This window comes from Kitasatospora sp. NPDC086791 (assembly GCF_040685975.1).
In the GTDB taxonomy this organism is placed as follows: domain Bacteria; phylum Actinomycetota; class Actinomycetes; order Streptomycetales; family Streptomycetaceae; genus Kitasatospora.
In genome coordinates this window covers 301,418-326,853 of record NZ_JBFBOC010000003.1, presented here as the reverse complement: position 1 = coordinate 326,853, position 25,436 = coordinate 301,418, and the positions used below count along the sequence as shown (strand labels likewise).

Here is a 25,436-nt window from a genome sequence, read left to right as displayed (position 1 = left end):
TGACGACGCGATGACCACCGTGATCGAGAACAACCAGAAGAACGACCGTCTCGAAGTCGGAACCCCGCTCCTGGAGGTCAAGGACCTCCACGTGGAGTTCCACACCCGGGACGGCGTCGCCAAGGCCGTGAACGGCGTCAACTACTCCGTGGCGGCCGGCGAGACCCTCGCCGTGCTCGGGGAGTCAGGCTCCGGCAAGTCCGTGACGGCGCAGACCATCATGGGCATCCTGGACATGCCGCCCGGCAAGGTGACCCAGGGCGAGATCCTGTTCCGCGGCCAGGACATGCTCACGATGAGCAACGAGGATCGGCGCAAGATCCGCGGCCAGAAGATCGCGATGATCTTCCAGGACGCGCTCTCCGCCCTCAACCCCGTGCTCAGCGTCGGCTACCAGCTCGGCGAGATGTTCCGGGTGCACCAGGGCGCCTCCAAGAAGGAGGCGAAGGAGAAGGCCATCGAGCTGATGGACCGGGTGCGCATCCCCGCCGCCCGGCAGCGGGTGAACGACTACCCGCACCAGTTCTCCGGCGGCATGCGCCAGCGCATCATGATCGCCATGGCGCTCTCCCTGCAGCCCGACCTGATCATCGCGGACGAGCCCACCACCGCCCTGGACGTGACCGTCCAGGCCCAGGTGATGGACCTGCTCGCGGAGCTCCAGGCCGAGTACAACATGGGCCTGATCCTGATCACCCACGACCTCGGCGTGGTCGCCGACGTCGCGGACAAGATCGCGGTCATGTACGCCGGCCGCATCGTCGAGACCGCCCCGGTGCACGACCTGTACGCCAACCCGGCGCACCCGTACACCAAGGGCCTGCTCCGGTCGATCCCGCGCCTGGACCAGAAGGGCCAGGACCTGTACGCGATCAAGGGCCTGCCCCCGAACCTGCTCAAGGTTCCGGCCGGCTGCGCGTTCAACCCCCGCTGCGACGTCGCCACCGACCTGTGCCGCACCGAGATCCCGGCGCTGCACCACGTGACCGACAAGGACGGCAAGGAGCTCACCGGCCGCCGCAGCGCGTGCCACCTCTGGAAGGAGACCCTCCATGGCTGAGAACATCCTGGAGGTCAAGGACCTGGTCAAGCACTACCCGCTGACCCAGGGCATCCTGTTCAAGAAGCAGGTCGGCGCCGTCAAGGCGGTCGACGGCATCTCCTTCGACCTGAGGAAGGGTGAGACGCTCGGCATCGTCGGCGAGTCCGGCTGTGGCAAGTCCACGCTGGCCAAGGTGCTGATGAACCTGGAGCGGGCCACCTCAGGCCAGGTGCTGTTCAAGGGTGAGGACATCTCCAAGCTGTCCGGCCAGGCCCTCAAGGCCGTCCGCCGGAACATCCAGATGGTGTTCCAGGACCCGTACACCTCGCTCAACCCGCGCATGACGGTCGGCGACATCATCGGCGAGCCGTTCGAGATCCACCCCGAGGTGGCGCCCAAGGGCGACCGCCGCAAGGCCGTCCAGGACCTGCTGGACGTCGTGGGTCTGAACCCGGAGTACATCAACCGGTACCCGCACCAGTTCTCCGGCGGCCAGCGCCAGCGCATCGGCATCGCCCGCGGTCTCGCGCTCAAGCCCGAGATCATCATCTGCGACGAGCCGGTCTCCGCCCTGGACGTGTCCGTCCAGGCGCAGGTGATCAACCTGCTGGAGCAGCTGCAGGGCGAGTTCGGCCTGTCGTACATGTTCATCGCGCACGACCTCTCCATCGTCCGGCACATCTCCGACCGCGTCGGCGTGATGTACCTGGGCAAGATGGTCGAGATCGGCACCGACGAGCAGATCTACGAGAACGCCACCCACCCGTACACCCAGGCGCTGCTCTCCGCGGTGCCGGTGCCGGACCCGACGGCGCGCGAGTCCCGCGAGCGGATCATCCTGAGCGGTGACATCCCCTCGCCGGCCAACCCGCCGTCCGGCTGCCGCTTCCGCACCCGCTGCTGGAAGGCGCAGGACCGCTGCGCCGAGGAGATCCCGCTGCTCGCGGTGCCCTCGGTGCTGAAGGGCGCGGCCGCGCACGACTCGGCCTGCCACTTCCCCGAGGTCCGGGAGCAGGCCGCGGCCTGATCCCCGCTCTCCCCGGAAGGGCCCGTGGCTTCCCGCCACGGGCCCTTCCGTCGTTCTGGCGATTCGGCGCCGCGTCAACTCCGCAGCCGGTCACGGCACCCATCCGGGTGCACCCGGCTCGCGCCGTCGGCGGGGCGCGCTTCTCATGGGGTGTGATGCGACACACACCTTGAGGAGGGACCTTCATGCCCGTAGCCGCCCGTGCTCGCTGGGTCCTCGCCGCTGCGACGTCCGTGGCTCTGGTGGCCACCGGGTGCAGCAGCAGCGGTGGGGGAGGCAGCAGCAGCAGCTCGTCGGACGCCAGCAAGACCTTCAGCTACCAGAGCAACGAGCCGCAGAACCCGCTGCAACCCGCCAACGCGAACGAGGTCGGCGGTGGTCGCATCATCCAGAACCTCTTCAAGGGGCTGGTCGACTACGACCCCAGCAACGCCAAGATCCGGATGCAGGTCGCGAGCGCGATCGACACCACCGACTCCCAGACCTTCACCGTCACGATGAAGGACGGCTGGAAGTTCCACGACGGCACCCCGGTGCACGCCAAGAACTTCGTCGACGCCTGGAACTGGGCCGCCAACCCGGCGAACAACCAGATCAACAGCTCCTGGTTCTCGGACATCGAGGGCTACCAGGACGTCCACCCGGCCACCGGCAGCCCGACCACCGACAAGCTGTCCGGTCTGACCGTCACGGACGACCTGCACTTCACCATCAAGCTGAACCACAAGGTCTCGTACTTCGAGTACAAGCTCGGCTACATCGCCTTCTCGCCGCTGCCGGACGCCTTCTTCAACGACCCGGCCGGGTACGGGCAGAAGCCGGTCGGCAACGGCCCGTACCAGTTCGTCAGCTGGGCGCACAACAGCCAGGTGGTCACCAAGACCTACCCGGACTACCAGGGCGTGGACAAGCCGAAGAACGGCGGCATCGTCTTCAAGATGTACACCACGTCCGAGGCCGCCTACGCGGACCTGCAGTCCAACAACCTGGACGTGATGGACCAGGTGCCGCCGTCCGCGCTGGCGACGTACAAGAGCGACCTCGGGGACCGGGCGGTGGACTCCCCGCAGGGCGCCATCCAGAACATCGGCTTCACGCTCTACCAGGCCGACTGGGCGGCGCCGGAGAAGGCCCAGGTGCGCCAGGGCCTGTCGATGGCGATCGACCGCCCGACCATCACCAAGACGGTGCTGCAGGGTTCCCGGGCGCCGGCCAGCGCCTGGGTGGCCGAGGGCGTCGAGGGCTACAAGGCCGGTACCTGCGGGGACTTCTGCACCTTCGACCCGGCCAAGGCCAAGCAGTTGATCCAGCAGGGCGGCGGCGTCCCCGGCAACAAGGTGCTGGTCACCTACAACGCGGACGGCGGCCACAAGGAGTGGGTCGACGCGGTCTGCAACTCGATCCGGCAGAACACCGGCGTCGACTGCCTGGGCGATCCGAAGCCCGACTTCAAGACCGCCCGCCAGGCCATCACCTCGCACCAGCTCAACGGCGCCTTCCGCACCGGCTGGGTGCAGGACTACCCGCTGAACGCCAACTTCCTGGCGGACGTCTACCGCACCGGAGCCGCCTCCAACGACACCGGGTACAGCAACCCGCAGTTCGACCAGCTGTCCACGCAGGCCGACGCGGCCCCCAGCGTGGCCGACACGGTGACCGGCTACCAGCAGGCCGAGGCGGTGCTGGCGAGCGGGATGCCCACCATCCCGCTCTGGTACTACCGCACCAACTCGGGCTACTCGACCAACGTGCAGAACGTCACGTTCGACTCCTTCGGCAACCCGGCCTGGACGCAGGTCGAGGTCAAGGGCTGATCCCGGGACCCTGATCCCCCGCGCCGGCCCCGCCCTCCCCGCACGGGGGGCGGGGCCCGGCCTCCCGGCCGACCGGCCCGGCCGGTCGGGTACCTAGGAAGGAGGCTCGGATGGGCAGTTACGTGCTGCGGCGGGTGCTGCAGATGATCCCGGTGTTCTTCGGCACCACGTTCCTGATCTTCGTGATGGTCTACACGCTGCCGGGCGACCCGGTGGTGGCGTTGTTCGGCGAGAAGGCCGCCGACCCGACCGTGGTCGCCAGCATCAAGCACACGTACTACCTGGACCAGCCGCTCTGGAAGCAGTACCTGCACTACATGGGGAACCTCTTCCAGGGGGACTTCGGCACCAGCTTCACCGGCCGCCCGGTCGCCGACATCATGGCGGACGCCTTCCCGGTCACCATCAGGCTGGCGCTGCTGGCCTTCACCTTCGAGCTGGTCGCGGGCCTCGCCCTCGGTGTGCTCTCCGGCCTGAAGCGCGGCAGCATCGCGGACACCCTGGTGCTGGTCCTGACCCTGGTGGTGATCTCGATCCCGGTCTTCGTGCTCGCCTACATCGCCCAGACCGTGTTCGCCACCAACCTGGGCTGGGTCACGCCCACGGTGCAGGACAGCTACGACCTCACCCAGCTGATCCTGCCGGCGATCGTCCTGGCCTCGCTCTCGCTCGCGTTCGTCGCCCGGCTCACCCGGACCTCCATCGGCGAGAACCTGCGGGCCGACTACATCCGCACCGCGACCGCCAAGGGCCTGCCCCGGCGGACCATCATCTCCCGCCACCTGCTGCGCAACTCGCTGATCCCGGTGGTCACCTTCCTCGGCACCGACCTCGGCGCGCTGATGGGCGGGGCGATCGTCACCGAGGGCATCTTCAACGTGCAGGGCATCGGCAACGTCCTGTACCGGGCGATCAACCAGAAGGAAGGCCCGACCGTGGTCGGCATCGTGACCGTCCTGGTGATCATCTACCTGGTCGCCAGCCTGCTCGTCGACCTGCTCTACGCGGTCCTGGACCCGAGGATCCGCTATGCCTGACATCCACGACGAGGACTCGTACGAACCGCACCCGAAGCCGGGCGTCGCGCGCCTCGACTACGCCGGGGAACAGGGCATGGCGGTCGAGCAGGAGACCCTGGTCGAGGCCGACGTGGAGAAGCGGGAGGAGGCCCGCAGCCTCTGGGGCGACGCCTGGCGGGACCTGCGGCGGCGGCCGATCTTCCTGATCTCGGTGCTGCTGATCGTGTTGCTGGTGCTGATGGCGATCTTCCCCTGGGCCTTCACCGACGCCAATCCGCGCAAGGCCGACCTGGTGCACGACTACCTCAAGCGGCCGGACTGGACGGACTTCTTCGGCGCGGGCTGGTTCGGCTACGACGCCCAGGGCCGGTCCATCTACGCCCGGGTGGTCTACGGCGCCCGCGCCTCGATCACCGTCGGCATCGTCGTGACCGCCGGGGTCACCCTGCTCGGCGGGCTGACCGGCATGGTCGCCGGGTACTTCGGCGGGGCCGTCGACGCGGTGATCTCCCGGATCATCGACATCTTCTTCGGCATCCCGCTGCTGCTCGGCGCCCTGGTGCTGCTGAACGGTTTCGCCAGCCGTACGGTGTGGGCCGTGGTCTTCGCGCTGGTCGTCCTCGGCTGGACCCAGATCGCCCGTGTCATGCGCGGTGCGGTGCTGACCGTCAAACAGTCCGACTACGTGATGGCTGGCCGGGCGCTCGGTGCCGGGACCGGGCGGCTGATGTTCCGGCACATCCTGCCGAACGCGGTCGCGCCGGTGATCGTGGTGGCGACCATCGCGCTCGGCGGCTACATCGCCACCGAGGCGACGCTGAGCTTCCTCGGCATCGGCCTGCAGGAGCCGACCATCTCCTGGGGCATCGACATCTCCTCCGCCCAGAAGGTGATCCGGACCGCCCCGTACGTGATGTTCTTCCCGGCCGCGGCACTCTCCATCACCGTGCTGGCCTTCATCATGATGGGCGACGCGGTGCGCGACGCCCTCGATCCGAAGCTTCGCTGAGCGAGGGGAGCACATCGTGAGTACAGCGGCGGAGACCACCGAGCGCGATCGGGGCACACCGTACGAGGGACCACTGCTCGACGTGCGGGACCTGCACGTCGAGTTCGTCACCCGGGACGGCGTCGCGAAGGCCGTCAACGGGGTGAGCTACGCGGTGTCGGCCGGCGAGACGCTGGCCGTGCTGGGCGAGTCGGGCTCCGGCAAGTCGGTGACCGCGCAGGCGATCATGGGCATCCTGGACATGCCGCCGGCCCGGATCCCGCGCGGCGAGATCCGCTTCCGGGGCCGGGACATGCTCACGATGAGCAAGGAGGAGCGGCGGAGGATCCGCGGCGGGCGGATCGCGATGATCTTCCAGGACGCGCTGTCCTCCCTCAACCCGGTGCTGTCGGTGGGCTTCCAGCTCGGCGAGATGTTCCGGGCCCACCGGGGGGTCTCCCGGGCGGTGGCCAAGGCCAAGGCCGTCGAGCTGATGGAGCGGGTGCGCATCCCGGCGGCCGGGGAGCGGGTGAACGACTACCCGCACCAGTTCTCGGGCGGCATGCGCCAGCGCATCATGATCGCGATGGCGCTGGCCCTGGAACCGGACCTGATCATCGCGGACGAGCCCACCACGGCGCTGGACGTGACCGTGCAGGCCCAGGTGATGGACCTGCTGGCCGACCTCCAGGCCGAGTTCCACATGGGGCTGATCCTGATCACCCACGACCTCGGCGTGGTCGCCGACGTCGCGGACAAGATCGCGGTGATGTACGCGGGCCGGATCGTCGAGACGGCGCCGGTGCACGAGCTGTACGCGCGGCCGGCGCACCCGTACACCCGGGGCCTGCTGGACTCCATCCCGCGGCTGGACCAGAAGGGCCAGGAGCTGTACGCCATCAAGGGGCTGCCGCCCAACCTGATGCGGATCCCCAAGGGCTGCGCCTTCAACCCCCGCTGCCCGCGCGCGCAGGACGTCTGCCGGGCCGAGGTGCCGGAGCTGTTCCCGGTCGCCGAGGACGACGGAACGCCGGTGGAGGGGCGCGGCAGCGCCTGCTTCTTCTGGAAGGAGACCCTCCATGGCCGTTGACGGGGCCGGTGCACCGGGCGCGGCGGTGCCGGAGGAGGTCGGCTTCGCGCAGGAGGTGCCGCGCGGCGAGCCGATCCTCGAAGTCCGGGACCTGGTCAAGCACTTCCCGCTGACCCAGGGCGTGCTGTTCCGGAAGCAGGTCGGCGCGGTCAAGGCGGTCGACGGGGTCAGCTTCGACCTGATGCAGGGCGAGACGCTCGGCATCGTCGGCGAGTCCGGCTGCGGGAAGTCCACGCTGGCCAAGGTGCTGATGAACCTGGAGCCGGCCACCGGGGGCTCGGTCCGGTACAAGGGGGAGGAGATCTCCCGGCTCTCCGGCGCGGCGCTGAAGGCCGTCCGCCGGAACATCCAGATGGTGTTCCAGGATCCGTACACCTCGCTCAACCCGCGCATGACGGTCGGCGACATCATCGGTGAGCCGTTCGAGATCCATCCCGAGGTGGCACCGAAGGGCGGCCGCCGCAAAGCCGTCCAGGACCTGCTGGACGTGGTCGGGCTCAACCCGGAGTACATCAACCGGTACCCGCACCAGTTCTCCGGCGGCCAGCGCCAGCGCATCGGCATCGCCCGCGGTCTCGCGCTCAAGCCGGAGGTCATCATCTGTGACGAGCCGGTGTCGGCGCTGGACGTGTCGGTGCAGGCGCAGGTGGTCAACCTGCTGGAGCAGCTGCAGGGCGAGTTCAACCTGTCGTACATGTTCATCGCGCACGACCTCTCGATCGTCCGGCACATCTCGGACCGGGTCGGGGTGATGTACCTGGGCAAGATGGTCGAGGTCGGCAGCGACGCGGAGATCTACGACCACGCGACCCACCCGTACACCCAGGCGCTGCTCTCCGCGGTGCCGGTGCCGGACCCGACGGCGCGCGAGTCCCGGGACCGGATCGTGCTCACCGGGGACGTGCCCTCGCCGGCCAACCCGCCGTCCGGCTGCCGCTTCCGCACCCGCTGCTGGAAGGCGCAGGACCGCTGCGCCGAGGAGATCCCGCTGCTGGTCTCGCCGTCCTGGCTGCAGGGGGCGGCGGTCCACGCCTCGGCGTGTCACTTCGCGGCGGAGCGCGAGATCGGGCAGAGCGCGGCGGAGCGCGAGATCGGGCAGAGCGCGGCGGAGCGCGAGGAGGGGCGGGGCGGTCCGGAGTAGCGGGCCGGCGTTGTGCCAGGGCGCGCCCTCGGTCGGGGGCGCGCCCTGGCCCGTGATGGAAACGAGATCTGCCGCAGGCTCGCCAAGTGCGGCCCGGTCCTTGATAGTTGCTCTGCGCCTATCGGTGGTCGCTGCTGCGCTGGGGAGGGCTGCTCACATGGACGTGGTGGAGGTGACCGGCGGCGACCGGGAGGGCCTGGTGCCCGGGACCCCGCTGCTGGAGGTCGACGACCTGCACGTGGAGTTCCACACCCGGGACGGCGTCGCGAAGGCCGTCAACGGGGTGAGCTACGCGGTGTCGGCCGGCGAGACGCTGGCGGTGCTGGGGGAGTCCGGTTCGGGCAAGTCGGTGACGGCGCAGGCGGTCATGGGGATCCTGGACATGCCGCCGGGGCGGATCACCTCCGGACGGATCCTGTTCCGCGGCGAGGACCTGCTGACCATGAGCGCCAACGCCCGGCGGGCCGTCCGGGGCCGGCGGATCGCGATGATCTTCCAGGACGCGCTGTCCGCCCTCAACCCGGTGCTCAGCGTCGGCTACCAGCTGGGCGAGATGTTCCGGGTGCACCATGGTGTCACCCGCAAGGAGGCCCGGGAGAAGGCCGTCGAGCTGATGGAGCGGGTGCGCATCCCCGCGGCCCGGCAGCGCGTCGGCGACTTCCCGCACCAGTTCTCGGGCGGCATGCGCCAGCGGATCATGATCGCGATGGCGCTGGCCCTGGAGCCGGACCTGATCATCGCGGACGAGCCCACCACGGCGCTGGACGTGACCGTGCAGGCCCAGGTGATGGACCTGCTGGCCGACCTGCAGCGCGAGTTCCACATGGGCCTGATCCTGATCACCCACGACCTCGGCGTGGTCGCCGACGTCGCCGACCGGATCGCGGTGATGTACGCGGGCCGGATCGTCGAGACGGCGCCGGTGCACGAGCTGTACGCGCGGCCGGCGCACCCGTACACCCGGGGCCTGCTGGACTCCATCCCGCGGCTGGACCAGAAGGGCCAGGACCTGCACGCCATCAAGGGCCTGCCGCCGAGCCTGCTGCGGATCCCGGAGGGCTGCGCCTTCAACCCCCGCTGCGACCGGGTGCGGGACCGCTGCCGGAGCGAACTCCCGCCGCTGGTCCCGGTGGTGGGCGAACACGGGGAGGAGCTGGCGGGCCGCCGCAGCGCCTGCCACTACTGGCGCGAGACGCTGCACGGCTGAGCCCGCCCGGCGGCCGCCGCGGCTACTTCAGGAAGCCGACGTTCTCCCAGACGATGTCGGACAGGCCCTGCGCGCCGATGTTGGCGAGGTCGGCGCGGGCGCCGTACAGCTGCGGGCGCTGGTAGAGCGGCAGGACGCCGGCCACCTTCCAGAGCTCGCCGTCGGCCTGGTTGATCGCCTCGGAGGTGGCGGCCGCGTCGGCCGCGCCGGCGGCCCGGTCGAGGGCGGCGTCGACCGCCGGGCTGCCCGCGCCGACGTGGTTGGTGCCGCCGTTCTGGGCGAAGTTGGCCCGGTTGCCGCTGGCCGGGAACGGGGTGCCGAGCAGCGAGTAGGCGGTCAGGTCGAAGTCGTTGCGATTGATGTACCGGTCGAAGAACTCGTTGGCGGGGGCGGTCACGGTGCTGACCTTGATCCCGACGTCCTTGAGCATCTTGGTGGTGTTCGCGGCCTCGTTCTGGGCCTGGGTGACACCGGCCGGGATGACCATCCGCAGGTTCAGCTCGCGGCCGTCCTTCTTGCGCACGTCGCCGTCGAGCTTCCAGCCGGCCGAGTCCAGCTTGCGGGCGGCCTCGGCGGGGTCGTAGCGGGCCAGGCCGAGCGAGTTGTCGCGGTAGCCGTTCTGGTTGGCGACCAGCAGGTGGTTGTTGAGCGGGACGGCGGGCCAGTCCAGGCCGTTGAGGTCGGAGCGGATCAAGGCGTCCCGGTTGAGGGCCTGGAACACGGCCTGGCGCACGGTCGCGTCGCTCAGCGCGGGGGTGCGGGCGTTCAGGGTGATCTGGCGGAAGTCCGGACCGCCGGCCCGGCGCACGACGGCGCCCTTGGTGCTCCGGATGATCTGGTAACCGGCCACGTCCGGGCCGTTGTTGACGAGGTCGAGCGCGCCCTTGGCGAAGGCGGCGGGCATCCCGTCGGGGAGCATCGCGTGGAAGACGATCCGGTCCAGCATCGGCTTGTCGCCCCACCACGCGGGGTCGGCGACCAGGGTGACGGTCTGCGCGGCGCGGTCGAGCTGCTCGACCTTGAACGGGCCCGCGGTGACCGGGATCGCGTCCAGGTAGGCGGTGTTGAACAGCTCCGGGGTGGAGATCCGGCCGGCCGGCAGCAGCGGCGCGTTGCCGGCGCCGTTGAACATCGACTGCCACTCCGAGAACGGCCGGTCGAAGGTCATCACGGCCTGGAAGTCGTCCTTGCCGCGCTCGACCGAGGAGACCAGCTCGAAGCCGGTGCTGCCGGCCGGCTTGTAGGCCGGGTCCTTGCCGTTCAGGGCGCGCCAGTTGGCCTCGATGTCGCGCCAGGTGATCGGGGTGCCGTCGGACCAGTGGGCCTTCGGGTTGAGCGTCCAGGTGACCACCTGCCGGCCGTCCTTGAGCTCGGCGTGGGCTTCCTGCAGGTAGGCGGGGTTGACCGTCTGGGTGCCGGCGGCGTCCGAGCGGAAGAAGGTCGGCAGCAGCGGCTTGGTGACGGCGATGGTCGAGGACTCGCTGCCGTCGGTGTGGATCGGCGACCACTGGTGGGAGAACTGGGCGATCGCCAGGTTCAGGGTGCCGCCCTGGCGTAGCTGTCCGCGGTCGTGGGGGTTGATGTCGACCGACGTGAGCTTGGGCGTCGCGGGGGCGGACGGCAGCGCGTCGGCGCCGGCCTCGCCCTGGCCGGAGCTGCAGGAGCAGAGCGCGAGCGAGAGGGTGAGGGCGGTGAGGCCTGCGAGCAGAGCCGTCCCGTGGTGCTGGAGGCGGCGGCTCATTCGGCGTGCTCCCCGGGGTGGATGTGGCGGAAGGTGTGGCGTCACATCTTGCTGATCGGGAGGGGGAGTTGTCGAGGGGCGGGGCCGGATGCGGCCCCGCCCCGACGGGAGGCGGCGGGTCAGACGACGAACTTGAAGGTGCGGTCCTTGTCGCCGGTCTTGTCGAAGACCGAGGCGATGCCGTCGGCGACGTCCTGCGGGGTGATCGTGACGACCTGACCGTTCTTCTTGATCTTCACCTTGTCGAACACGCCGCCCAGCTGCTGGGAGAGCGCGTCGAGGTCCCACTTGGGCACGATCTTGCCGGAGGCGTCCGGGACGAGGGTGAGCGCCTTGGCAGCCGTTTTGCCGCCGAAGTCCCAGGACTTGGTACCCGCCACGACGTGCACCTTGCCGGCGGCCACCTGCTTGCCGAGGCTGTCGGCGGCGGCCTGGAGGGCCTGGGTGGAGACCTTCGGCTGGGCGGCCGTGACGGCCAGGGCGACCGGCTGGTCGGGCTTGCCGTCGGCGCGGTCGCGGTAGGCCTGCACGACCGTGTCCAGGGCGTTCGCCGAGTCCACCGCCTGACCGGCCCGGCCGGGGACGACGATCGGCTCGCCGTTGGGCTCGCCGAACTTGACGTAACCCTCCTGCAGGCCCTGGCCCGAGCCGGCCGTGAGCGAGTCGAGGGCGGCCTTGAGCTTGGCCCGGTCGACCTTGACGTCCGGCGCGACGGCCTTGCTGCCGCCCTGGAGGGACTTGATGACGTCGACCGGGTTGTAGCTGTGCTGGGCCAGGTCGTCCACCGTGGCGGTGGTGTCGAAGCTCAGCCCGGCGACCGTCGGGTCGAGGTCCACGGTCTGGTCGCCGATCTTCAGCTTGAGCGGCTGCTGCCCGGCCTTGCCGACCGAGGCGTCCAGCGAGTGGATCGCCTGGTCACGGCTGTTGCCGCCGATGTCGGTGCCGAGCACCACGGTGCCCTTGGGGACGTCGGACTGGTTGAGCATCAGGCCGGTGCCGTACGCGGCGGCGCCGAGGAACAGCACACCGCCGATGCCGTAGACACCCAGCTTGACCAGCTTCTTGCCGCCGCCCTTGGCCTTGCCGCCCTTGCCCTTGGCGGGCGCGGACCCGGCCTTGGCGGGAGCCGGGGCCGGAGCGGGCGGGGGCGTGCCGTGGGGACCCTGGGCGGCCGGGGGCCGGGGGCCGGGACCGGGCAGCGGCGTGACCTCGGTGGCCTCGGGGTCGCGGCCGGGCTGCGGGGAGCGGCCGGGGGGCTGCTGCGCGCGGCCGGGCTGCGGGCCCGCGCCGGGTGCGCCCGGGAAGAGCCCGTTGGCGGCCGCCGGGGCGCCCGGGCCGTCCTGGCCGGGGGCGGCCGGGCGCTGGATGGCGAACGGGTCGGCGCCGGTCGGCGCGGAGGCGAACAGGCCCGGCTGCGGACGCTCGTCGCCAGCGCGCGGGGCGCCGTTGTGCGGGAGACCGGATATCGCGGCGGGCGGCGGGGTGTTCTCGCGGATCGGCTTGAAGCCGTCGACCGAGGTGTCCTCCGGGTCCGGCCGGCCGGCCGGCGCACCCTGCGGGAGCGGGCCGTTCGGGTGACCGTTCGGCTGGAAGCCGTTCTGCGGGCCGCCCTGGGGCATTCCGCCCTGCGGCATCCCGTTCTGCTGCGGGCCACCCTGGCGGGGGCCGTTCTGGCGGGCCCCGTTCGGCCGGGCGCCGTTCTGCTGGGGCCGGTTCTGCGGGGCGCCGTTCTGCTGCGCGCCGTTCTGCTGGGGCCGGCCGCCGCGCGGGCCGCGGGTGCCGGCGTCGGGCCCGGGGGTCGGGCCGAACGGGTCGGCGACGGGCGCGAAGGGGTCGGCGGCCTCGTAGACGCCGGGCTCCTCCGCCGGGGCCTCGGCGCGGTTGCGCGCGGCGGGGGCCGTCGGGGCACCGGGGTTCCGGGCCTTGCCCTGGGCGGGCACCGGGCGGCCGTTCGGCGCGCCGTTGGCGCGGGCGGCAGCGCCCCCGGCCGGGCGGGCGCCCTGCGGCCGGGGCTCGGCGGCGGCGCCGGGCGCGGACTGGGCCGCCGGGGCGCCGGTCGGCACCGCGGCCGGAGCGGCCTCGGCGGCCGGGGCCTTCTTCTGACGCGGCCGGAACCAGGCGCCGGTGGACTCGGACTCCGAGGTCGCCGGCGGGATCGGCGGGATCTCCCACTCCGGCGGCAGGTTCGGCGCGGCCGCGCCGCTGCCGCCGTCCATCACGCCGAGGACGGGGGAGGCCGGCGCGGAGCGGTGTCGCGCACCGCCCTGCTCGGCGGCGGCCGCGGCCTCCTCGGCGGGCCCGTCCTCGTTCTTGACGGTGCTGCGGACGACGACCGGCGGGATCGGGCGCGAGCCGGGGATGTTGATCCGGACCCGGGTGGTCAGGGTGGTCTCGGTCTTCGGGCCGTCGTCCTCGCCGCCCTGGCCTGAGCCGGCCGCGGCGCGGTCGCCGCCGGGGAGCCCGGGCGTGCCGTAGGGCGGGGTGCCCGACGGGTAGGCGTCCGGACCCGTACGCCGTGGCGTCGGGTGGGCGTTGTCAGATTCGCGGCTGCTCAATGCTGCTGTGCTCCGGGTTCGCGGGCGGGCCGTGCGGCGCGACCGCGGTTCGTGGTCGCCGGGCCCGGCTGGGGCGGGCGGCGGTCGGTTACGGCGTTCTGCGGGACCACCATACTGGGAAGGACCGAGCGGTGAACGGCTTCGGACAGATCCTGATACGTCCGGTTCCTCCTGTATGAGACCGAGGCCGTGTGCTCCTGACTGCGCGTCGTACGCGGTACCGTACGCCGCGCCCGGTCGAGGTCAGCGAGGTGGGCCGGGCACACCGGGGAACCAGCTGGTGCGGGTCGGCAGGGTGGCGCAGATCACGCCCAGCACCGAACCGGCGAACAGCCAGGCCAGCGAGGTCGCGTTGGACCACAGGACGTTGTCGCCCTCCGGCCGGGGCACGATCAGCAGCAGCATCGCCAGGAACCAGCCGGCCGCGGGCGCTCCCGCGCCGAGCCGGGTGCCGGTGATCCGCAGGCCGGCGTAGAAGGTGGCGGCGGTCGCGGCGAGCGCCAGCAGGATTCCCACGGGCGGCCACAGGGCCTGCACAAAGGATCCGCAGACCGACACCGCGATGCCCAGCAGGAAGAACAGGACATACACCGCGATCCGGGCGGCGCGCGGGGGTTGGGGCTCGGCCAGCCGCTCCTCGCGGGTGCCGAGGACGGCCGCCGGGATCGAGCGGCGCGGCGGCGGGGCAACGGGCTTGGTCATCGCACGCCCTCCTCGGCGTCCACGGCGGCGTCGGCGAGGCCCGCGAACAGGTCGTCCTCCGGCTCGCCCGGTCCGGCCTGGCCGCGCACCAACTGGTAGTACTCGGTGGCGAGCAGCGGCTGGCCGAGGTCGTTGGAGAGCGCGAAGAAGGCGCCGTCCACGGTGATCTGGGTGGCGTGCGCGGCCATCGCGGCGGCCTTGCGGCCGGCGTGCGCGGCGCCGTCCAGCACGGTGGTGACCATCTCGTCGGCGACCACGCCGGGGACGTCGGACGGCCGGGCCACGCCCGGGAAGGGCGCCTTGGCGGCGGTCTCGGCGAGCCCGGCCTCGATCACCGAGCGGGGCATCCGGTTCCAGTACACCTTGGCGATCCGCCAGGCCGGGCCCAGCTCGGGGCGGTGCGCCGGGTCGGCGGCCAGCTCGTGCGCGCGCATCGCGACGCGGTGCGCCTGGATGTGGTCCGGGTGCCCGTAGCCGCCGTTCTCGTCGTAGGTGACCAGGACCTGCGGCCGCACCTCGCGGATCACCGCGACCAGGTGGCCGGCCGCCTCGTCCACGTCCGCGCGCCAGAAGCAGCCGGGCACGTCGTTGTCGGGCACGCCCATCATCCCGGAATCGCGGTAGCGCCCGGGACCGCCGAGGAAGCGGACGTCGGTGACGCCCAGGGCGCGCGTCGCCTCGGTGAGCTCGCCGATCCGGTACGCGCCGAGGGCGTCTCCCCCGGCCTCCGGCCGCGGGTACCCCTCTCGACCGCCCGTCAGATCGGCGGGGTCGCGCGGGATCACCTCGCCGCCTTCGCCGAGGGTGCAGGTCACCAGCGTGACCCGGGCGCCCTCGGCGGCGTACCGGGCCATGGTGGCGCCGTTGCCGATCGACTCGTCGTCGGGGTGCGCGTGCACCAGGAGGAGTCGGCGGCCGGTAGTCGCGGTCATGGGAGGAAGCCTAACCACCGGCCGGGTGGGGCTAGAGCCGCAGGCCGTTGATCATCCCGGCGAGGTTGCTGGTGACCTGGCTGATCGACGGGGCGATCGAGCTGGAGGCCAGGTAGAAGCCGAGCAGCGCGCAGACGATCGCGTGCGCCAGCTTCAGGCCGGAGCGGCGGATCAGCACCACCACGATGACCAGCATCAGCACGGCGGCGGAGATGTTCATGGCCATGTCGGCTCACACTCCTTCTCGGGCGCGCCGCCCCCTGGAGGAGGGCGGCGGTGGGACGGTGCGGAACTGGGGCTGCGAGGGGCCGGGGCCCGGGGCGGGGCCGACGATCACTCGCCCGACAAGTCATACCCGATGGGTGAGGGGAGCGTTACGTTCGGTGAGTCCCCGCGTGCCGGGCGGCGTGGCGCCGACGGGGCGCACGGGCCGGTCGGAGGGGGTTCGGGGGCCTTTGGGGCGCGCTCGGGGACGATGCTCCGAACGAGTGATCACCAGCCTCCCGGCAACGGCAGTTCGGCGTCGTAGGGTCTGGTGTCATGACCTCCCACACCCCTGCGGACACCTTCCCCCGGCAGTACGCGCGGACCCTGCGCTACACCGTCGGCGCGCCCCGCTCGTTCTCCGTCGCACCGGACGGCTCGCGGGTCGTCTTCCTCCGCTCGCTCCCCCAGCCTCCGGCCGGGGGGACCCCCACGGGCAGCGGCCGGGCCAACCTGCTCTGGACCCTCGACACCGCCACCGGCGAGGAGCGGATCGCCGCGGACCCGGCGGTCCTGCTCGGCGGCGGCGAGGAGGACCTCTCGCCGGCCGAGAAGGCCCGCCGCGAGCGCAGCCGCGAGGGTTCGGCCGGCATCGTCGGCTACGCCCTGGACGCGGCCGGCGCACGGGCCGCCTTCGCCCTCTCCGGTCGCCTCTTCACCGCCGACCTGGTCGCCGGAACCACCGCCGAACTGCCCGCCCGGGGGCCGCTGTTGGACCCGCGACTGTCCCCGGACGGCGGCTCCGTCGCGTACGCCAACACGGCCGGCGAGCTGCGGCTGACCCGCACCGACGGCAGCGGCGACCGGGTGCTCGCCGAGCCGGACGGCCCGAACGTCACCTGGGGGCAGGCCGAGTTCATCGCCCAGGAGGAGATGGACCGGGACCGCGGCTTCTGGTGGTCCCCGGAGGGCGACCGGCTGCTGGTCGAGCGCGCCGACGACAGCCCGGTGCGCCGCTGGTGGATCGCCGACCCGGCCAACCCGGACCGCGAGCCCGCCGAGGTCGCCTACCCGGCGGCCGGCACGGCCAACGCCGAGGTCGGCCTCTGGGTGCTCGGCCTGGACGGCGGGCGCACCGAGGTGGTCTGGGACCGCACGGCCTTCCCGTACCTCGGCCGGGTGCACTGGTCGAAGGGCGGCGTGCCGCTGCTGCAGGTGCAGTCCCGCGACCAGCGCAGCCAGCGGATCCTCGGCCTGGACGTGGCCACCGGCGCCACCGAGGTGCTGCACGCGGAGGAGGACGCCGTCTGGCTGGAGCTGTTCGGGGGCGTCCCCGCGTGGACCCCGGACGGCAAGCTGGTGCGGATCTCCGACCAGGGCGGGGTCCGGGCGCTGGTGATCGGCGACCAGACCGTCACCGGGGCCGACCTCCACGTCAGGTCGGTCGTCACGGTCACCGAGGACGAGGTGTTCTTCACCGCCTCCGGCGGCGCCGCCGAGACCGACCCCGAGCCCGGCTGGATCGCCGTCGGCCGGATCAGCCACGACGGCAAGCGGCTCGGCTGGGAGTCCGCCAACGGGCGGCCGTTCACCTCCGTCACCAGTGCCGTGCACGGCGGCGGGATCACCGTGCGGGCCACCGCCGAGCCCGACCTGCCCGGCACCCTCGTCACGGTCGCCCGCGACCTGCCCGAGGGCGTGGTGGTCGACGACGTCGCCACCATCGCCTCGTACGCCGAGACCCCGGTCATCACCGCCCGCCCGGTCTTCCGCTTCGCCGGCGAGCGCCGCATCCCGGCCGCCGTCTTCCTGCCCACCGGCTACGACCGCGAGCGCGACGGCCTGCTGCCCGTCCTGATGGACCCGTACGGCGGCCCGCACGGCCAGCGCGTCGTCCAGGCGCACAACCCGCACCTCAACTCGCAGTGGTTCGCGGACCAGGGCTTCGCGGTGGTCGTCGCCGACGGACGCGGCACCCCCGGGCGCGGGCCGGCCTGGGAGAAGTCGATCGCCTTCGACTTCGTCGGGGCCACCCTGGACGACCAGGTCGAGGCGGTGCAGGCGCTCGCCGGGGAGTTCCCGCTGGACCTCGGCCGGGTCGCCATCCGCGGCTGGTCGTACGGCGGCTACCTCTCCGCGCTCGCCGTGCTGCGCCGTCCGGACGTCTTCCACGCGGCGGTGTCCGGCGCGCCGGTGACCGACTGGGCGCTGTACGACACCCACTACACCGAGCGCTACCTGGGCGACCCGGCCGAGCGGCCCGAGGTGTACGCCGCCAACTCGCTGACCGGGTACGCGGCCGGGCTGGAGCGCCCGCTGATGCTCATCCACGGGCTGGCCGACGACAACGTGGTGGCCGCGCACACCCTGCGGCTCTCCTCGGCGCTGCTCGCCGCCGGGCGCCCGCACACCGTGCTGCCGCTGTCCGGCGTCACGCACATGACCCCGCAGGAGGAGGTCGCGGAGAACCTGCTGCTGCTCCAGGTCGACTTCGTGAAGCGCGCGCTGGAGGCGTGACGCCGTCGGGCCCGGCGGTGGGTGACGAGGCCCGGAACCACCCCTGACCTGCCCTTTCGCGGCCGGTACCCGTGACGCGGGTACCGGCCGCCGGCATGACATCCGTCATACCGGAGGCACGACGGCGGACACTGCCGCCGGCCCCCGCCCGCGCGGGACTCTGAGGTGGTGCGAACAGCACCGGACACGACACCACCAGGAAAGAGGAGCCGGGCGATGGACACCGAGGTGGCCGCCTTCCGCGGCGTGGGCAAGAGCTACGGGCGGGTGCGCGCCGTGGACGGACTGGACCTCGTGCTGCGGCCGGGCGAGACCGTCGCCCTGCTCGGCCCGAACGGCGCCGGGAAGTCCACCAGCCTGGACCTGCTGCTGGGGCTGCGCGAGCCCGACCAGGGCAGCGTGACGCTCTTCGGCGGCACCCCGCGGGCGGCGATCGCGGCCGGCCGGGTCGGCGCGATGCTGCAGAGCGGCGGGCTGATGTCCGACGTCAAGGTGCGCGAGCTGGTCCGCCTCGCCTGCGACGTGCACCCCCGCGGTCGGTCGGTCACGGGGGTGCTGGCCGACGCGGGGATCACCGAGCTGGCGGAGCGCCGGGTCGACAAGCTGTCCGGAGGCCAGGAGCAGCGGGTCCGCTTCGCCCTGGCGATCGCGGGCGACAACGACCTGATCGTGCTGGACGAGCCCACCACCGGCATGGACGTCGGGGTCCGGCAGTCGTTCTGGGCGAGCATGCGGGCGCAGGCCGACGCCGGGCGCACGGTGCTGTTCGCCACCCACTACCTGGAGGAGGCCGACTCGATCGCCGACCGCGTCCTGGTGCTGCACCGGGGCCGGCTGATCGCCGACGGCAGCTCCGCCGAGATCAAGGCGCGGGCCGGTGTCCGCAGGGTCGCCTTCGAGCTCCACGACGGCGACGGGCAGGCCGACGAGCGCCTGCTGCGCACCCTGCCGGGCGTGCGGTCGCTGGACGTCACCGCCCGGGTCCCGGGGGTGCGGACGGTGCGGATCCGGACCGCGGACGCCGACGCGAGCGTCGCCGGGCTCTACCGGGCGGGGCTGTACCCGCGCGGGCTGGAGGTCACCGGCGTGGGCCTGGAGCAGGCCTTCCTGACCATCACCGGCGAGCTGGACCGCGAGGACGGGCCCGGCAGCGCCCGCGAAGAAGGCGCCGAGAACGCCGAGAGCACCCGGAACGCCGACAAGGAGAGCGTGCGATGACCACCCTGATCCAGCTGGAGATCCTGCGGAGCCTCCGCAACCGGCGCTACCTGTTCTTCACCGTGCTCTACCCGGCCCTGATGTACGTCTTCTTCATCCACGCCTACGGCGCCGCCAACCAGGCCGGCGGACTGCCGGTGAAGACCTACTTCATGGTCTCGATGGCCACCTTCGGCGCGGTCGGCGCGGTGCTGACCGGCAGCGCGCAGCGGATCTCGCTGGAGCGCAAGAGCGGCTGGACCCGCCAGCTGCGGCTGACCGCGCTGCCCGGCCGGGCGTACACCGTCGGCAAGATCGCGGCGAGCGCGGTCACCACGCTGCCGGCGATCCTGGCGGTCTTCGCGGTCGGCGTGGTCCAGGGCGTCTCGCTCACCGTGCCGCAGTGGATCGGGCTGGGCGTCGCGCTGTGGCTGGGCAGTTTCGTCTTCGCGGCGCTCGGCGTGGCGCTCGGGTACGCGGCGGCGCCGGACGCGGTGCAGCCGATCGTGATGATCACCTACATGGCGATGGCGCTGCTCGGCGGGACCTGGTTCCCGGTCAGCGGCTCGCTGGAGAAGTTCGCCCGGTTCAACCCGGTGTACCTGTACAACCACCTGGCGACCTTCACCCAGCCCGGGCACTCCCTGGACACCGTCGCGGTCGCCGGGCTGGCCGGGTTCCTGGTGGTGTTCGTCGTCGCCGCGGCGGCCCTGTACCGGCGCGACACCCGACAGGCATGATGATCCACATGAGCGATGCGCGCCGCACCCACCGCCCCGACGAGTCGCCGGAGGCGGGTGCGGCGCGCACGTCGTTCATGAACGTGCCCGGCTCCCCGGTGGAGACCAGGCGGCAGCTGCTGGTCAAGGTCGCCTGGATGCTGCTGTGGATGACCTATCTGGCCTACCCGGCGGGCGACCTGGTGAACGGGGCCCACGGCGGACCGGCCAGGGTGTTCGGCTGGTGCTGCCTGGCCGGGTTCGTGGTGGCGTACGTCCTGCTGGTGATCTTCCGCTCGCAGGGCGGGATGCGGCCGCGGGCCTGCCAGGTGATCGTCGCGACGATGACCGTGCTCGCCGTCACCGCGCCCTTCGTCCTCGGCGACGCCTTCCTGACCCTCTTCATCTACGCCTCGGTGTGCGTCGCGATCATCACACCGGCGGCCTACGCGCTGCCCGCTCTCGGCGGCATGGCCGGGCTCGCCGCCGCGGTCGGCCTGCTGAGCCACTCCGACACCGGCGACACCGCCACCTTCGCGATCAGCGCCTTCCTCTCCGGCATCGCGATGACCGGCCTGCAGCGGCTGGTCGCCACCATGAAGGAACTGCGCGAGGCCCGGGCCGCCGTCGCGCACCTGGCCGCCTCCGAGGAGCGGCTGCGGCTCGCCCGCGACCTGCACGACCTGCTCGGGCACTCGCTCTCGCTGATCACCCTGAAGAGCGAGCTGGCCGGGCGGTTCATGGACGCCGGCAAGGACGAGGCGGCGCGGGCGCAGGTCGCCGACATCGAGCAGGTCGCCCGGCAGTCGCTGATCGACGTCCGGGAGGCGGTGACCGGCTTCCGCCGCCCGACCCTGCCGGTCGAACTCGCCGCCGCCCGCACCGCGTTGGCCGCCGCCCAGGTCCGGCTGGAGGCCGCGCCGGAGCTGGTGGACAGCTGGCCGGGGCTGGCCGACGAGGAGGCGGGCGCGCTGGCCTGGGCGCTGCGCGAGGCCGTCACCAACATCGTCCGGCACGGCGAGGGCGCCACCGTCTGCACGGTGACGACCGACCGGAGCTGGGAGGCGGACGGCGGGAGCCACGCCGTGCTGGAGATCGCCGACAACGGGCGCGGGCCGGGCAAGTCCCAGCCGGGGAACGGGCTGTCCGGGCTGCGGGAGCGACTGGCGCTGGTCGGCGGACGGCTGGAGACCGGGCCGGGGGAGCGGGGGAAGGGCTTCCGGCTGCGGGCCTCGGTGCCGCTGCGGACGGTCTCCGTCGCGCCCGGGTCCTCGCCGACCGGTTAGGAATTCGGGGACGGGGCCCGGCAGGCCCGCTCGGCGGACGGCAGCTCCAGCACGAAGCGGGCGCCGCGCGGGGCGTGGGCGACGCGCAGGGTGCCGCCGTGCCGGGTGGCGACGTCCGCCGCGATGGCCAGGCCCAGACCGCTGCCGCCGGCGTCCCGGCTGCGGGCCTCGTCCAGCCGGGTGAACGGCTCGAAGATCCGCTCGCGGTCCTCCGGCGGCACGCCCGGGCCGTCGTCCCGGACCTCCAGGACGCAGCCGTACGCGCTCTGCCGCGCGGACATCGCCACCTCGGTGGCCGCGTGCCGCTGGGCGTTGTCCAGCAGGTTGCGCACCAACCGGTGCAGCCGGATCCGGTTGCCGTGCACCGGCACCTCCTCGGTCGCGTCCACCCGCAGGGCGAGCCGCGCGCCGAGGACCGGCCGGTACTGGTCGGCGAGCTCGCGCAGCACGGCGGACAGATCGACGGTGCTGAGCCGGCCGGCCGTCGCCGGGTGCGTGCCCCGGGCCAGGAACAGCAGGTCCTCGGTGAGCTGTTGCAGGCGCTCGACCGAGGTGAGCGCCTCCAGGGTGGCGGCGGGCCAGTCGGTGCGCTCGGGGTGCGCGAGCGAGACCTCCAGGTTGGTGCGCAGGGCCGCGATCGGGCTGCGCAGCTCGTGCGAGGCGTCCGCGACGAAGCGCTGCTGCTGGGCGGCCGAGCGCTCCAGCCGGTCCAGGGTGGCGTTGGTGGTCCGGGCCATCCGGGTGATCTCGTCGCCGGAGCGCGGCACCGGGACGCGGCGGTCCAGCCGGTGCTCGCCGATCTCGGCCAGCTCGGCGCGGATCGCGTCCACCGGGCGCAGCGCCCGGCTGGTGGCGATCCAGGCCGTCAGCGCGACCAGCAGGGCGGCGGCGGGCACCCCGACCCGGAGCGCCGGGTCGATGGTGCGCAGCGAGGCCTCGGCGGCGAACGGGGTCGCCAGCACGTACACCGTGAACGGGCCGACCGTCGGCTTCACCTGGGCGCCGTCCTTGCGCAGCAGCGGGCTCCAGCTGCCCATCGCGGTGAAGGCGCGCCCCGAGTAGCGGTTGGCGGCGGCCTCGCCCGCGGGGCCGATGGTGATCCGCTGGACCGTCTGCCAGTCGTCCGGCGCCAGCTGCGGTACGGCGGCCGGCAGCGGCCCGGCCAGGTGCTGGGTGGTCAACGGGCCGCCCATGATCAGCACTTGGCCGTCGCTGCCCAGCACCACGTACGGCAGCTGCCAGCTGTTCGTCAGCTGCTGGCCGTACTTGAAGCCGTTGCTGATCTCCCGGGCCTGCGCCTTCGCCTCCGTGTCGGCGGCCGCCAGCTGGGCGTCGTACATGTGGCCGCGCAGCCACCAGGCGCCGCCGCCGAGCAGCAGCAGCGCCGCCAGGCCGGCCGCCGTCGAGGTGCGCAGACGGGTGGAGAGGCGGCTCAGCACGGTCAGGACTCCATTCGGTAGCCGGCACCGCGCACGGTGGTGATCGAGCGGACCCCGAACGGGGTGTCCACCTTGCGGCGCAGCATGCTGACGTACACCTCGACGATGGACTCCTCGCCGTCGAAGGCGATGTCCCACACCTCGTCGACGATCCGGCGCTTGGACAGCACCTCGCCGGGGTGCTCGACCAGGCAGCGCAGCACGGCGAACTCGCGCTCGGTGAGGGTGATCTCGGCGCTGCCCCGGCCGCAGCGGCGGCCCGCCGGGTCCAGCCAGAGGTCGCCCGCCCGCAGCAGCGGGCCGGGGGTCTGGCTGCGGCGGATCAGGGCGCGCAGGCGGGCCAGGAAGACCAGGTAGGAGAACGGCTTGGTGAGGTAGTCGTCGGCGCCGGTGTCCAGGCCCTCGGCCTCGTCGTACTCGCCGTCCTTGGCGGTCAGCATCAGGATCGGGGTGGTCACGCCGTCGGCGCGCAGCGCCTCGCACACCTTGTAGCCGTTCAGGCCGGGCAGCATGATGTCGAGCACGATCGCCCGGTAGGCGTGCCGTCGGGCCAGCCGCAGGCCGGTGAGGCCGTCCGGGGCGAGGTCGACGGTGTAGCCCTCGGCCTCCAGGCCGCGCCGGACGGCCGCGGCGACCTGGGCGTCGTCCTCCACCACCAGAATCTCCATGCGGATCAGGATGCCACCGGCGCCGGATCCGCTCCTTAAGCGGTCTTCAGCTTTCTCAGCGTCGCTTCAGGGGGTTTGACGCATGCTCTCGCCGTTTTCGCCGGCCTGTTCGGGTCGGTGCCCGGAGCGAGAGGGGCTGGCGGATGACCGTTCTCCAGGAGGCCGTCGGGGCCCGTGAGTTCGGGCCGCGGCCGGCGGAGTCGGCGTCCGCCCGCCACCGCAGGCCGCGGCGCGCCGTTCCGCCCGGCCTGGTGATGGCGGCGGGGACGGTGGTGTCCCGGGCCACCGGCTTCGTCCGCTCGGCGGTCCTGGTGGCCGTCCTCGGCTCGGGGGTGCTCGCGGACGGGTACAACGTGGCGAACACGGTGCCCAACATCCTGTTCGTGCTGCTGATCGGCGGCGCGCTGAACACCGCGCTGGTGCCCCATCTGGTGCGCGCCGCCAAGGAATCGGCGGACGGCGGGGCCGCCCACGTCGACCGGCTGGTGACGGTGCTGGTGACGGCCCTGCTGGTGCTGACGGCGGTGGTGGTGCCGGCCGCACCGCTCGTCGTACGGGCCTACACCTCGTACGACGGTGCGCAGTTGGACCGCACGGTGCTGCTGGCGTACCTGTGCCTGCCGCAGGTGTTCTGCTACGGGCTGTTCACCGTGCTGGGCCAACTCCTCAATGCCCGGGAGAGGTTCGCCCCGATGGCGTGGGCTCCGGTGCTCAACAACGTGGTCGTGATCGCGGTCTTCGGCGGGTACGTCGGACAACGGTCCCTCTCCGCCGCCGACTTGACCGTGCTCGGGGCCGGCACCACGGCGGGCGTGGTCGCGCAGAGCCTGGTGCTGCTGCCGTGCCTGCGGGCCGCCGGGGTGCGGCTGCGCCCGCGCTGGGACTGGCGGCGGGCCGGGCTCGGCGAGCCGCTGCGGGCCGCCGGGTGGACACTGCTGCTCGTGCTCAGCGACCAGGTGAGCTACTGGGTGGTGACCAGGCTCTCCACGCTCGACGGCGCACGGGCCGCCGCGGCCGGGCTGCCCGGCGTCGGGTACACGGCGTACAGCAGCGCGTACCTGCTGTGGATCGTGCCGCACGGCGTGATCACGGTGTCCCTGGTGACCGCCGTCGTCCCCGCGCTCAGCGCGGCCGCCGACACCCCGCACGCCGTCCGCCGGATGCTCGCCCGGACCGTCCGCAGGATCGGGGTGGTCACCGTCCCGGCGGCCTGCGCGCTCGCCGTCCTCGCGCCGCAGCTGTGCGCCCTCGCCTTCGGCCACGGCCGTACCGGCGCCGCCGACGTCCGGGCCATCGCGGGCATGCTGACCGCCTTCGCGCCCGGGCTGGTCCTCTACTCGGCCTCGTACGCGCTGACCCGCGCCTTCTACGCGCTCGGCGACAGCCGGACGCCCTTCCTGCTCAACCTGCTGCCCGTCGCCGCCACCGCACTGGGCGCCCTGCTCTGCCACCGGCTGCTGCCGCTGCGCTGGGCCGTCACCGGGATGGCCGGCTGCTACGGCGGCTCCTTCCTGCTCACCTGCGCGGCCGCCCACCTGCTGCTGCGCCGCCGCCTCGGCCCGCTGCCCGTGCTGGGCGCGCACCTCCGACTGCTCGCCGCCGCGCTCCCGGCCACGGCCGCCGCCTGGTGGACCACCCGCTACGGCCTGCTGCCCGCCGGCGCGGCCCTCGCCGCCGGCTACCTGCTGCTCGCCCACCTCCTGCGCGTCGAAGAACTGACCGCCCTCACCTCGCGATCGCGCCGCCGATGAACCCGATGAAGCCGATGAAGCCGACGAAGCCGATGAAGACGATGAAGCCGACGAAGGCGATGGAACCGATGATCCCCGTGACCCAGCTGCCCGCCGACGTCCGGCGCACCCTCGACGCCCTGCTCCGTTCGGGCCATCCGCTGCGCGCCCAACTCCCGCACCTGCGCATCGAGTCCCGCTGCGCCTGCGGCTGCACCGTCCACTTCACCGGCCCCGGCACCGCCCCGCGCGCGGAGATCGTCGCCGAGGCGGGCCTCGGGGACGACGGCGAGGTACTGCTGTTCGCCGAGGCCGGGCGGCTGTCCTGGCTGGAGGTGTGCTCCTGGACCGACCCCAAGCTCACCCTCGCCGAAGCCGACCGCTTCTTGCGCGGGGAACCCCTCGACCCCCGCTGATC

Annotated in this window: 21 protein-coding genes; 14 read left to right on the top strand and 7 right to left on the bottom strand. The window is 72.6% G+C overall.

Annotated features, from left to right (window positions below; genetic code table 11):
• The first annotated feature begins 10 nt into the window (after positions 1 to 10).
• From AB0Q99_RS08465 to AB0Q99_RS08430, 8 genes are all read left to right on the top strand, one after another.
• A complete protein-coding gene (locus tag AB0Q99_RS08465; protein WP_363569535.1) occupies positions 11 to 1,060 on the top strand; it encodes an ABC transporter ATP-binding protein in 1,050 nt (349 codons plus the stop codon).
• Entirely contained in the window at positions 1,053 to 2,069 is a 1,017-nt protein-coding gene (locus tag AB0Q99_RS08460) for a dipeptide ABC transporter ATP-binding protein (protein WP_363569534.1), read from the top strand. The genes AB0Q99_RS08465 and AB0Q99_RS08460 overlap by 8 nt, the downstream gene beginning before the upstream one ends.
• Before the next feature lie 185 nt (positions 2,070 to 2,254).
• Positions 2,255 to 3,883 (top strand): ABC transporter substrate-binding protein, encoded by a 1,629-nt coding sequence (locus AB0Q99_RS08455; RefSeq protein ID WP_363569533.1) that lies wholly within the window; start codon positions 2,255 to 2,257, stop codon positions 3,881 to 3,883.
• 110 nt (positions 3,884 to 3,993) lie between these two features.
• The gene (locus tag AB0Q99_RS08450) at positions 3,994 to 4,920 is read left to right on the top strand and encodes an ABC transporter permease (RefSeq protein WP_363569532.1); all 927 of its coding nucleotides are present in this window, start codon (positions 3,994 to 3,996) and stop codon (positions 4,918 to 4,920) included.
• A gap of 76 nt (positions 4,921 to 4,996) precedes the next feature.
• The gene (locus AB0Q99_RS08445; RefSeq protein ID WP_363569641.1) at positions 4,997 to 5,911 is read left to right on the top strand and encodes an ABC transporter permease; all 915 of its coding nucleotides are present in this window, start codon (positions 4,997 to 4,999) and stop codon (positions 5,909 to 5,911) included.
• A 16-nt stretch (positions 5,912 to 5,927) separates the two neighbouring features.
• Positions 5,928 to 6,980 carry an ABC transporter ATP-binding protein gene (locus AB0Q99_RS08440; protein WP_363569531.1) on the top strand — a complete coding sequence of 351 codons (1,053 nt, stop codon included), beginning with the start codon at positions 5,928 to 5,930 and terminating at the stop codon, positions 6,978 to 6,980.
• Positions 6,970 to 8,121: a dipeptide ABC transporter ATP-binding protein gene (locus tag AB0Q99_RS08435; protein WP_363569530.1), complete on the top strand. Its 1,152-nt coding sequence runs from the start codon at positions 6,970 to 6,972 to the stop codon at positions 8,119 to 8,121. The genes AB0Q99_RS08440 and AB0Q99_RS08435 overlap by 11 nt, the downstream gene beginning before the upstream one ends.
• 157 nt (positions 8,122 to 8,278) lie before the next feature.
• Positions 8,279 to 9,328: an ABC transporter ATP-binding protein gene (locus tag AB0Q99_RS08430; RefSeq protein ID WP_363569529.1), complete on the top strand. Its 1,050-nt coding sequence runs from the start codon at positions 8,279 to 8,281 to the stop codon at positions 9,326 to 9,328.
• A gap of 22 nt (positions 9,329 to 9,350) precedes the next feature.
• Here the strand turns inward: AB0Q99_RS08430 and AB0Q99_RS08425 are convergent, their stop codons facing one another.
• The 5 genes from AB0Q99_RS08425 to AB0Q99_RS08405 form a co-directional block, all read right to left on the bottom strand.
• Positions 9,351 to 11,069, bottom strand: a complete 1,719-nt coding sequence (locus AB0Q99_RS08425) for an ABC transporter family substrate-binding protein (protein WP_363569528.1) — start codon at positions 11,067 to 11,069, stop codon at positions 9,351 to 9,353.
• A gap of 119 nt (positions 11,070 to 11,188) precedes the next feature.
• On the bottom strand, positions 11,189 to 13,624 hold the full coding sequence (locus AB0Q99_RS08420) for a hypothetical protein (protein ID WP_363569527.1): 2,436 nt from the start codon (positions 13,622 to 13,624) through the stop codon (positions 11,189 to 11,191).
• Positions 13,625 to 13,867: 243 nt separating this feature from the next.
• A complete protein-coding gene (locus AB0Q99_RS08415; protein ID WP_363569526.1) occupies positions 13,868 to 14,326 on the bottom strand; it encodes a DUF6113 family protein in 459 nt (152 codons plus the stop codon).
• Positions 14,323 to 15,258: an N-acetyl-1-D-myo-inositol-2-amino-2-deoxy-alpha-D-glucopyranoside deacetylase gene (gene mshB / locus AB0Q99_RS08410; RefSeq protein ID WP_363569525.1), complete on the bottom strand. Its 936-nt coding sequence runs from the start codon at positions 15,256 to 15,258 to the stop codon at positions 14,323 to 14,325. Before mshB ends, AB0Q99_RS08415 begins: the two co-directional genes overlap by 4 nt.
• Positions 15,259 to 15,289: 31 nt before the next feature.
• A complete protein-coding gene (locus tag AB0Q99_RS08405; RefSeq protein WP_188296382.1) occupies positions 15,290 to 15,484 on the bottom strand; it encodes a DUF2304 family protein in 195 nt (64 codons plus the stop codon).
• Positions 15,485 to 15,798: 314 nt separating this feature from the next.
• Between AB0Q99_RS08405 and AB0Q99_RS08400 the strand changes: the two genes are divergently transcribed.
• From AB0Q99_RS08400 to AB0Q99_RS08385, 4 genes are all read left to right on the top strand, one after another.
• On the top strand, positions 15,799 to 17,979 hold the full coding sequence (locus AB0Q99_RS08400; protein ID WP_363569524.1) for a prolyl oligopeptidase family serine peptidase: 2,181 nt from the start codon (positions 15,799 to 15,801) through the stop codon (positions 17,977 to 17,979).
• Between the two features lie 216 nt (positions 17,980 to 18,195).
• Positions 18,196 to 19,197: an ABC transporter ATP-binding protein gene (locus AB0Q99_RS08395; protein ID WP_363569523.1), complete on the top strand. Its 1,002-nt coding sequence runs from the start codon at positions 18,196 to 18,198 to the stop codon at positions 19,195 to 19,197.
• A complete protein-coding gene (locus AB0Q99_RS08390; protein WP_363569522.1) occupies positions 19,194 to 19,916 on the top strand; it encodes an ABC transporter permease in 723 nt (240 codons plus the stop codon). The genes AB0Q99_RS08395 and AB0Q99_RS08390 overlap by 4 nt, the downstream gene beginning before the upstream one ends.
• Positions 19,917 to 19,924: 8 nt before the next feature.
• Positions 19,925 to 21,181, top strand: a complete 1,257-nt coding sequence (locus AB0Q99_RS08385; RefSeq protein ID WP_363569521.1) for a histidine kinase — start codon at positions 19,925 to 19,927, stop codon at positions 21,179 to 21,181.
• Here the strand turns inward: AB0Q99_RS08385 and AB0Q99_RS08380 are convergent.
• A complete protein-coding gene (locus tag AB0Q99_RS08380; protein ID WP_363569520.1) occupies positions 21,178 to 22,620 on the bottom strand; it encodes a HAMP domain-containing sensor histidine kinase in 1,443 nt (480 codons plus the stop codon). The genes AB0Q99_RS08385 and AB0Q99_RS08380 overlap by 4 nt on opposite strands.
• Positions 22,621 to 22,622: 2 nt before the next feature.
• Positions 22,623 to 23,288, bottom strand: coding sequence for a response regulator transcription factor (locus AB0Q99_RS08375; protein ID WP_363569519.1), 666 nt, complete (start codon positions 23,286 to 23,288; stop codon positions 22,623 to 22,625).
• Positions 23,289 to 23,431: 143 nt separating this feature from the next.
• Between AB0Q99_RS08375 and murJ the strand changes: the two genes are divergently transcribed.
• Together murJ and AB0Q99_RS08365 are read left to right on the top strand one after the other, a co-directional pair.
• A complete protein-coding gene (murJ, locus tag AB0Q99_RS08370) occupies positions 23,432 to 25,039 on the top strand; it encodes a murein biosynthesis integral membrane protein MurJ (protein WP_363569518.1) in 1,608 nt (535 codons plus the stop codon).
• Positions 25,036 to 25,434, top strand: coding sequence for a hypothetical protein (locus AB0Q99_RS08365; protein ID WP_363569517.1), 399 nt, complete (start codon positions 25,036 to 25,038; stop codon positions 25,432 to 25,434). Before murJ ends, AB0Q99_RS08365 begins: the two co-directional genes overlap by 4 nt.
• Positions 25,435 to 25,436: the final 2 nt, after the last annotated feature.

Excerpts from the sequence above, each read along its gene's own strand:
- murJ (WP_363569518.1), top strand. The coding sequence starts at position 23,432 with ATGACCGTTCTCCAGGAGGCCGTCGGGGCCCGTGAGTTCGGGCCGCGG.
- AB0Q99_RS08430 (WP_363569529.1), top strand. The coding sequence starts at position 8,279 with ATGGACGTGGTGGAGGTGACCGGCGGCGACCGGGAGGGCCTGGTGCCC.
- AB0Q99_RS08375 (WP_363569519.1), bottom strand. The coding sequence starts at position 23,288 with ATGGAGATTCTGGTGGTGGAGGACGACGCCCAGGTCGCCGCGGCCGTC.
- AB0Q99_RS08385 (WP_363569521.1), top strand. The coding sequence starts at position 19,925 with ATGAGCGATGCGCGCCGCACCCACCGCCCCGACGAGTCGCCGGAGGCG.
- AB0Q99_RS08400 (WP_363569524.1), top strand. The coding sequence starts at position 15,799 with ATGACCTCCCACACCCCTGCGGACACCTTCCCCCGGCAGTACGCGCGG.
- AB0Q99_RS08395 (WP_363569523.1), top strand. The coding sequence starts at position 18,196 with ATGGACACCGAGGTGGCCGCCTTCCGCGGCGTGGGCAAGAGCTACGGG.
- AB0Q99_RS08425 (WP_363569528.1), bottom strand. The coding sequence starts at position 11,069 with ATGAGCCGCCGCCTCCAGCACCACGGGACGGCTCTGCTCGCAGGCCTC.
- AB0Q99_RS08455 (WP_363569533.1), top strand. The coding sequence starts at position 2,255 with ATGCCCGTAGCCGCCCGTGCTCGCTGGGTCCTCGCCGCTGCGACGTCC.
- AB0Q99_RS08405 (WP_188296382.1), bottom strand. The coding sequence starts at position 15,484 with ATGGCCATGAACATCTCCGCCGCCGTGCTGATGCTGGTCATCGTGGTG.
- AB0Q99_RS08445 (WP_363569641.1), top strand. The coding sequence starts at position 4,997 with ATGGCGGTCGAGCAGGAGACCCTGGTCGAGGCCGACGTGGAGAAGCGG.
- AB0Q99_RS08415 (WP_363569526.1), bottom strand. The coding sequence starts at position 14,326 with ATGACCAAGCCCGTTGCCCCGCCGCCGCGCCGCTCGATCCCGGCGGCC.
- AB0Q99_RS08450 (WP_363569532.1), top strand. The coding sequence starts at position 3,994 with ATGGGCAGTTACGTGCTGCGGCGGGTGCTGCAGATGATCCCGGTGTTC.
- AB0Q99_RS08365 (WP_363569517.1), top strand. The coding sequence starts at position 25,036 with ATGAACCCGATGAAGCCGATGAAGCCGACGAAGCCGATGAAGACGATG.
- AB0Q99_RS08460 (WP_363569534.1), top strand. The coding sequence starts at position 1,053 with ATGGCTGAGAACATCCTGGAGGTCAAGGACCTGGTCAAGCACTACCCG.
- mshB (WP_363569525.1), bottom strand. The coding sequence starts at position 15,258 with ATGACCGCGACTACCGGCCGCCGACTCCTCCTGGTGCACGCGCACCCC.
- AB0Q99_RS08435 (WP_363569530.1), top strand. The coding sequence starts at position 6,970 with ATGGCCGTTGACGGGGCCGGTGCACCGGGCGCGGCGGTGCCGGAGGAG.
- AB0Q99_RS08390 (WP_363569522.1), top strand. The coding sequence starts at position 19,194 with ATGACCACCCTGATCCAGCTGGAGATCCTGCGGAGCCTCCGCAACCGG.
- AB0Q99_RS08465 (WP_363569535.1), top strand. The coding sequence starts at position 11 with ATGACCACCGTGATCGAGAACAACCAGAAGAACGACCGTCTCGAAGTC.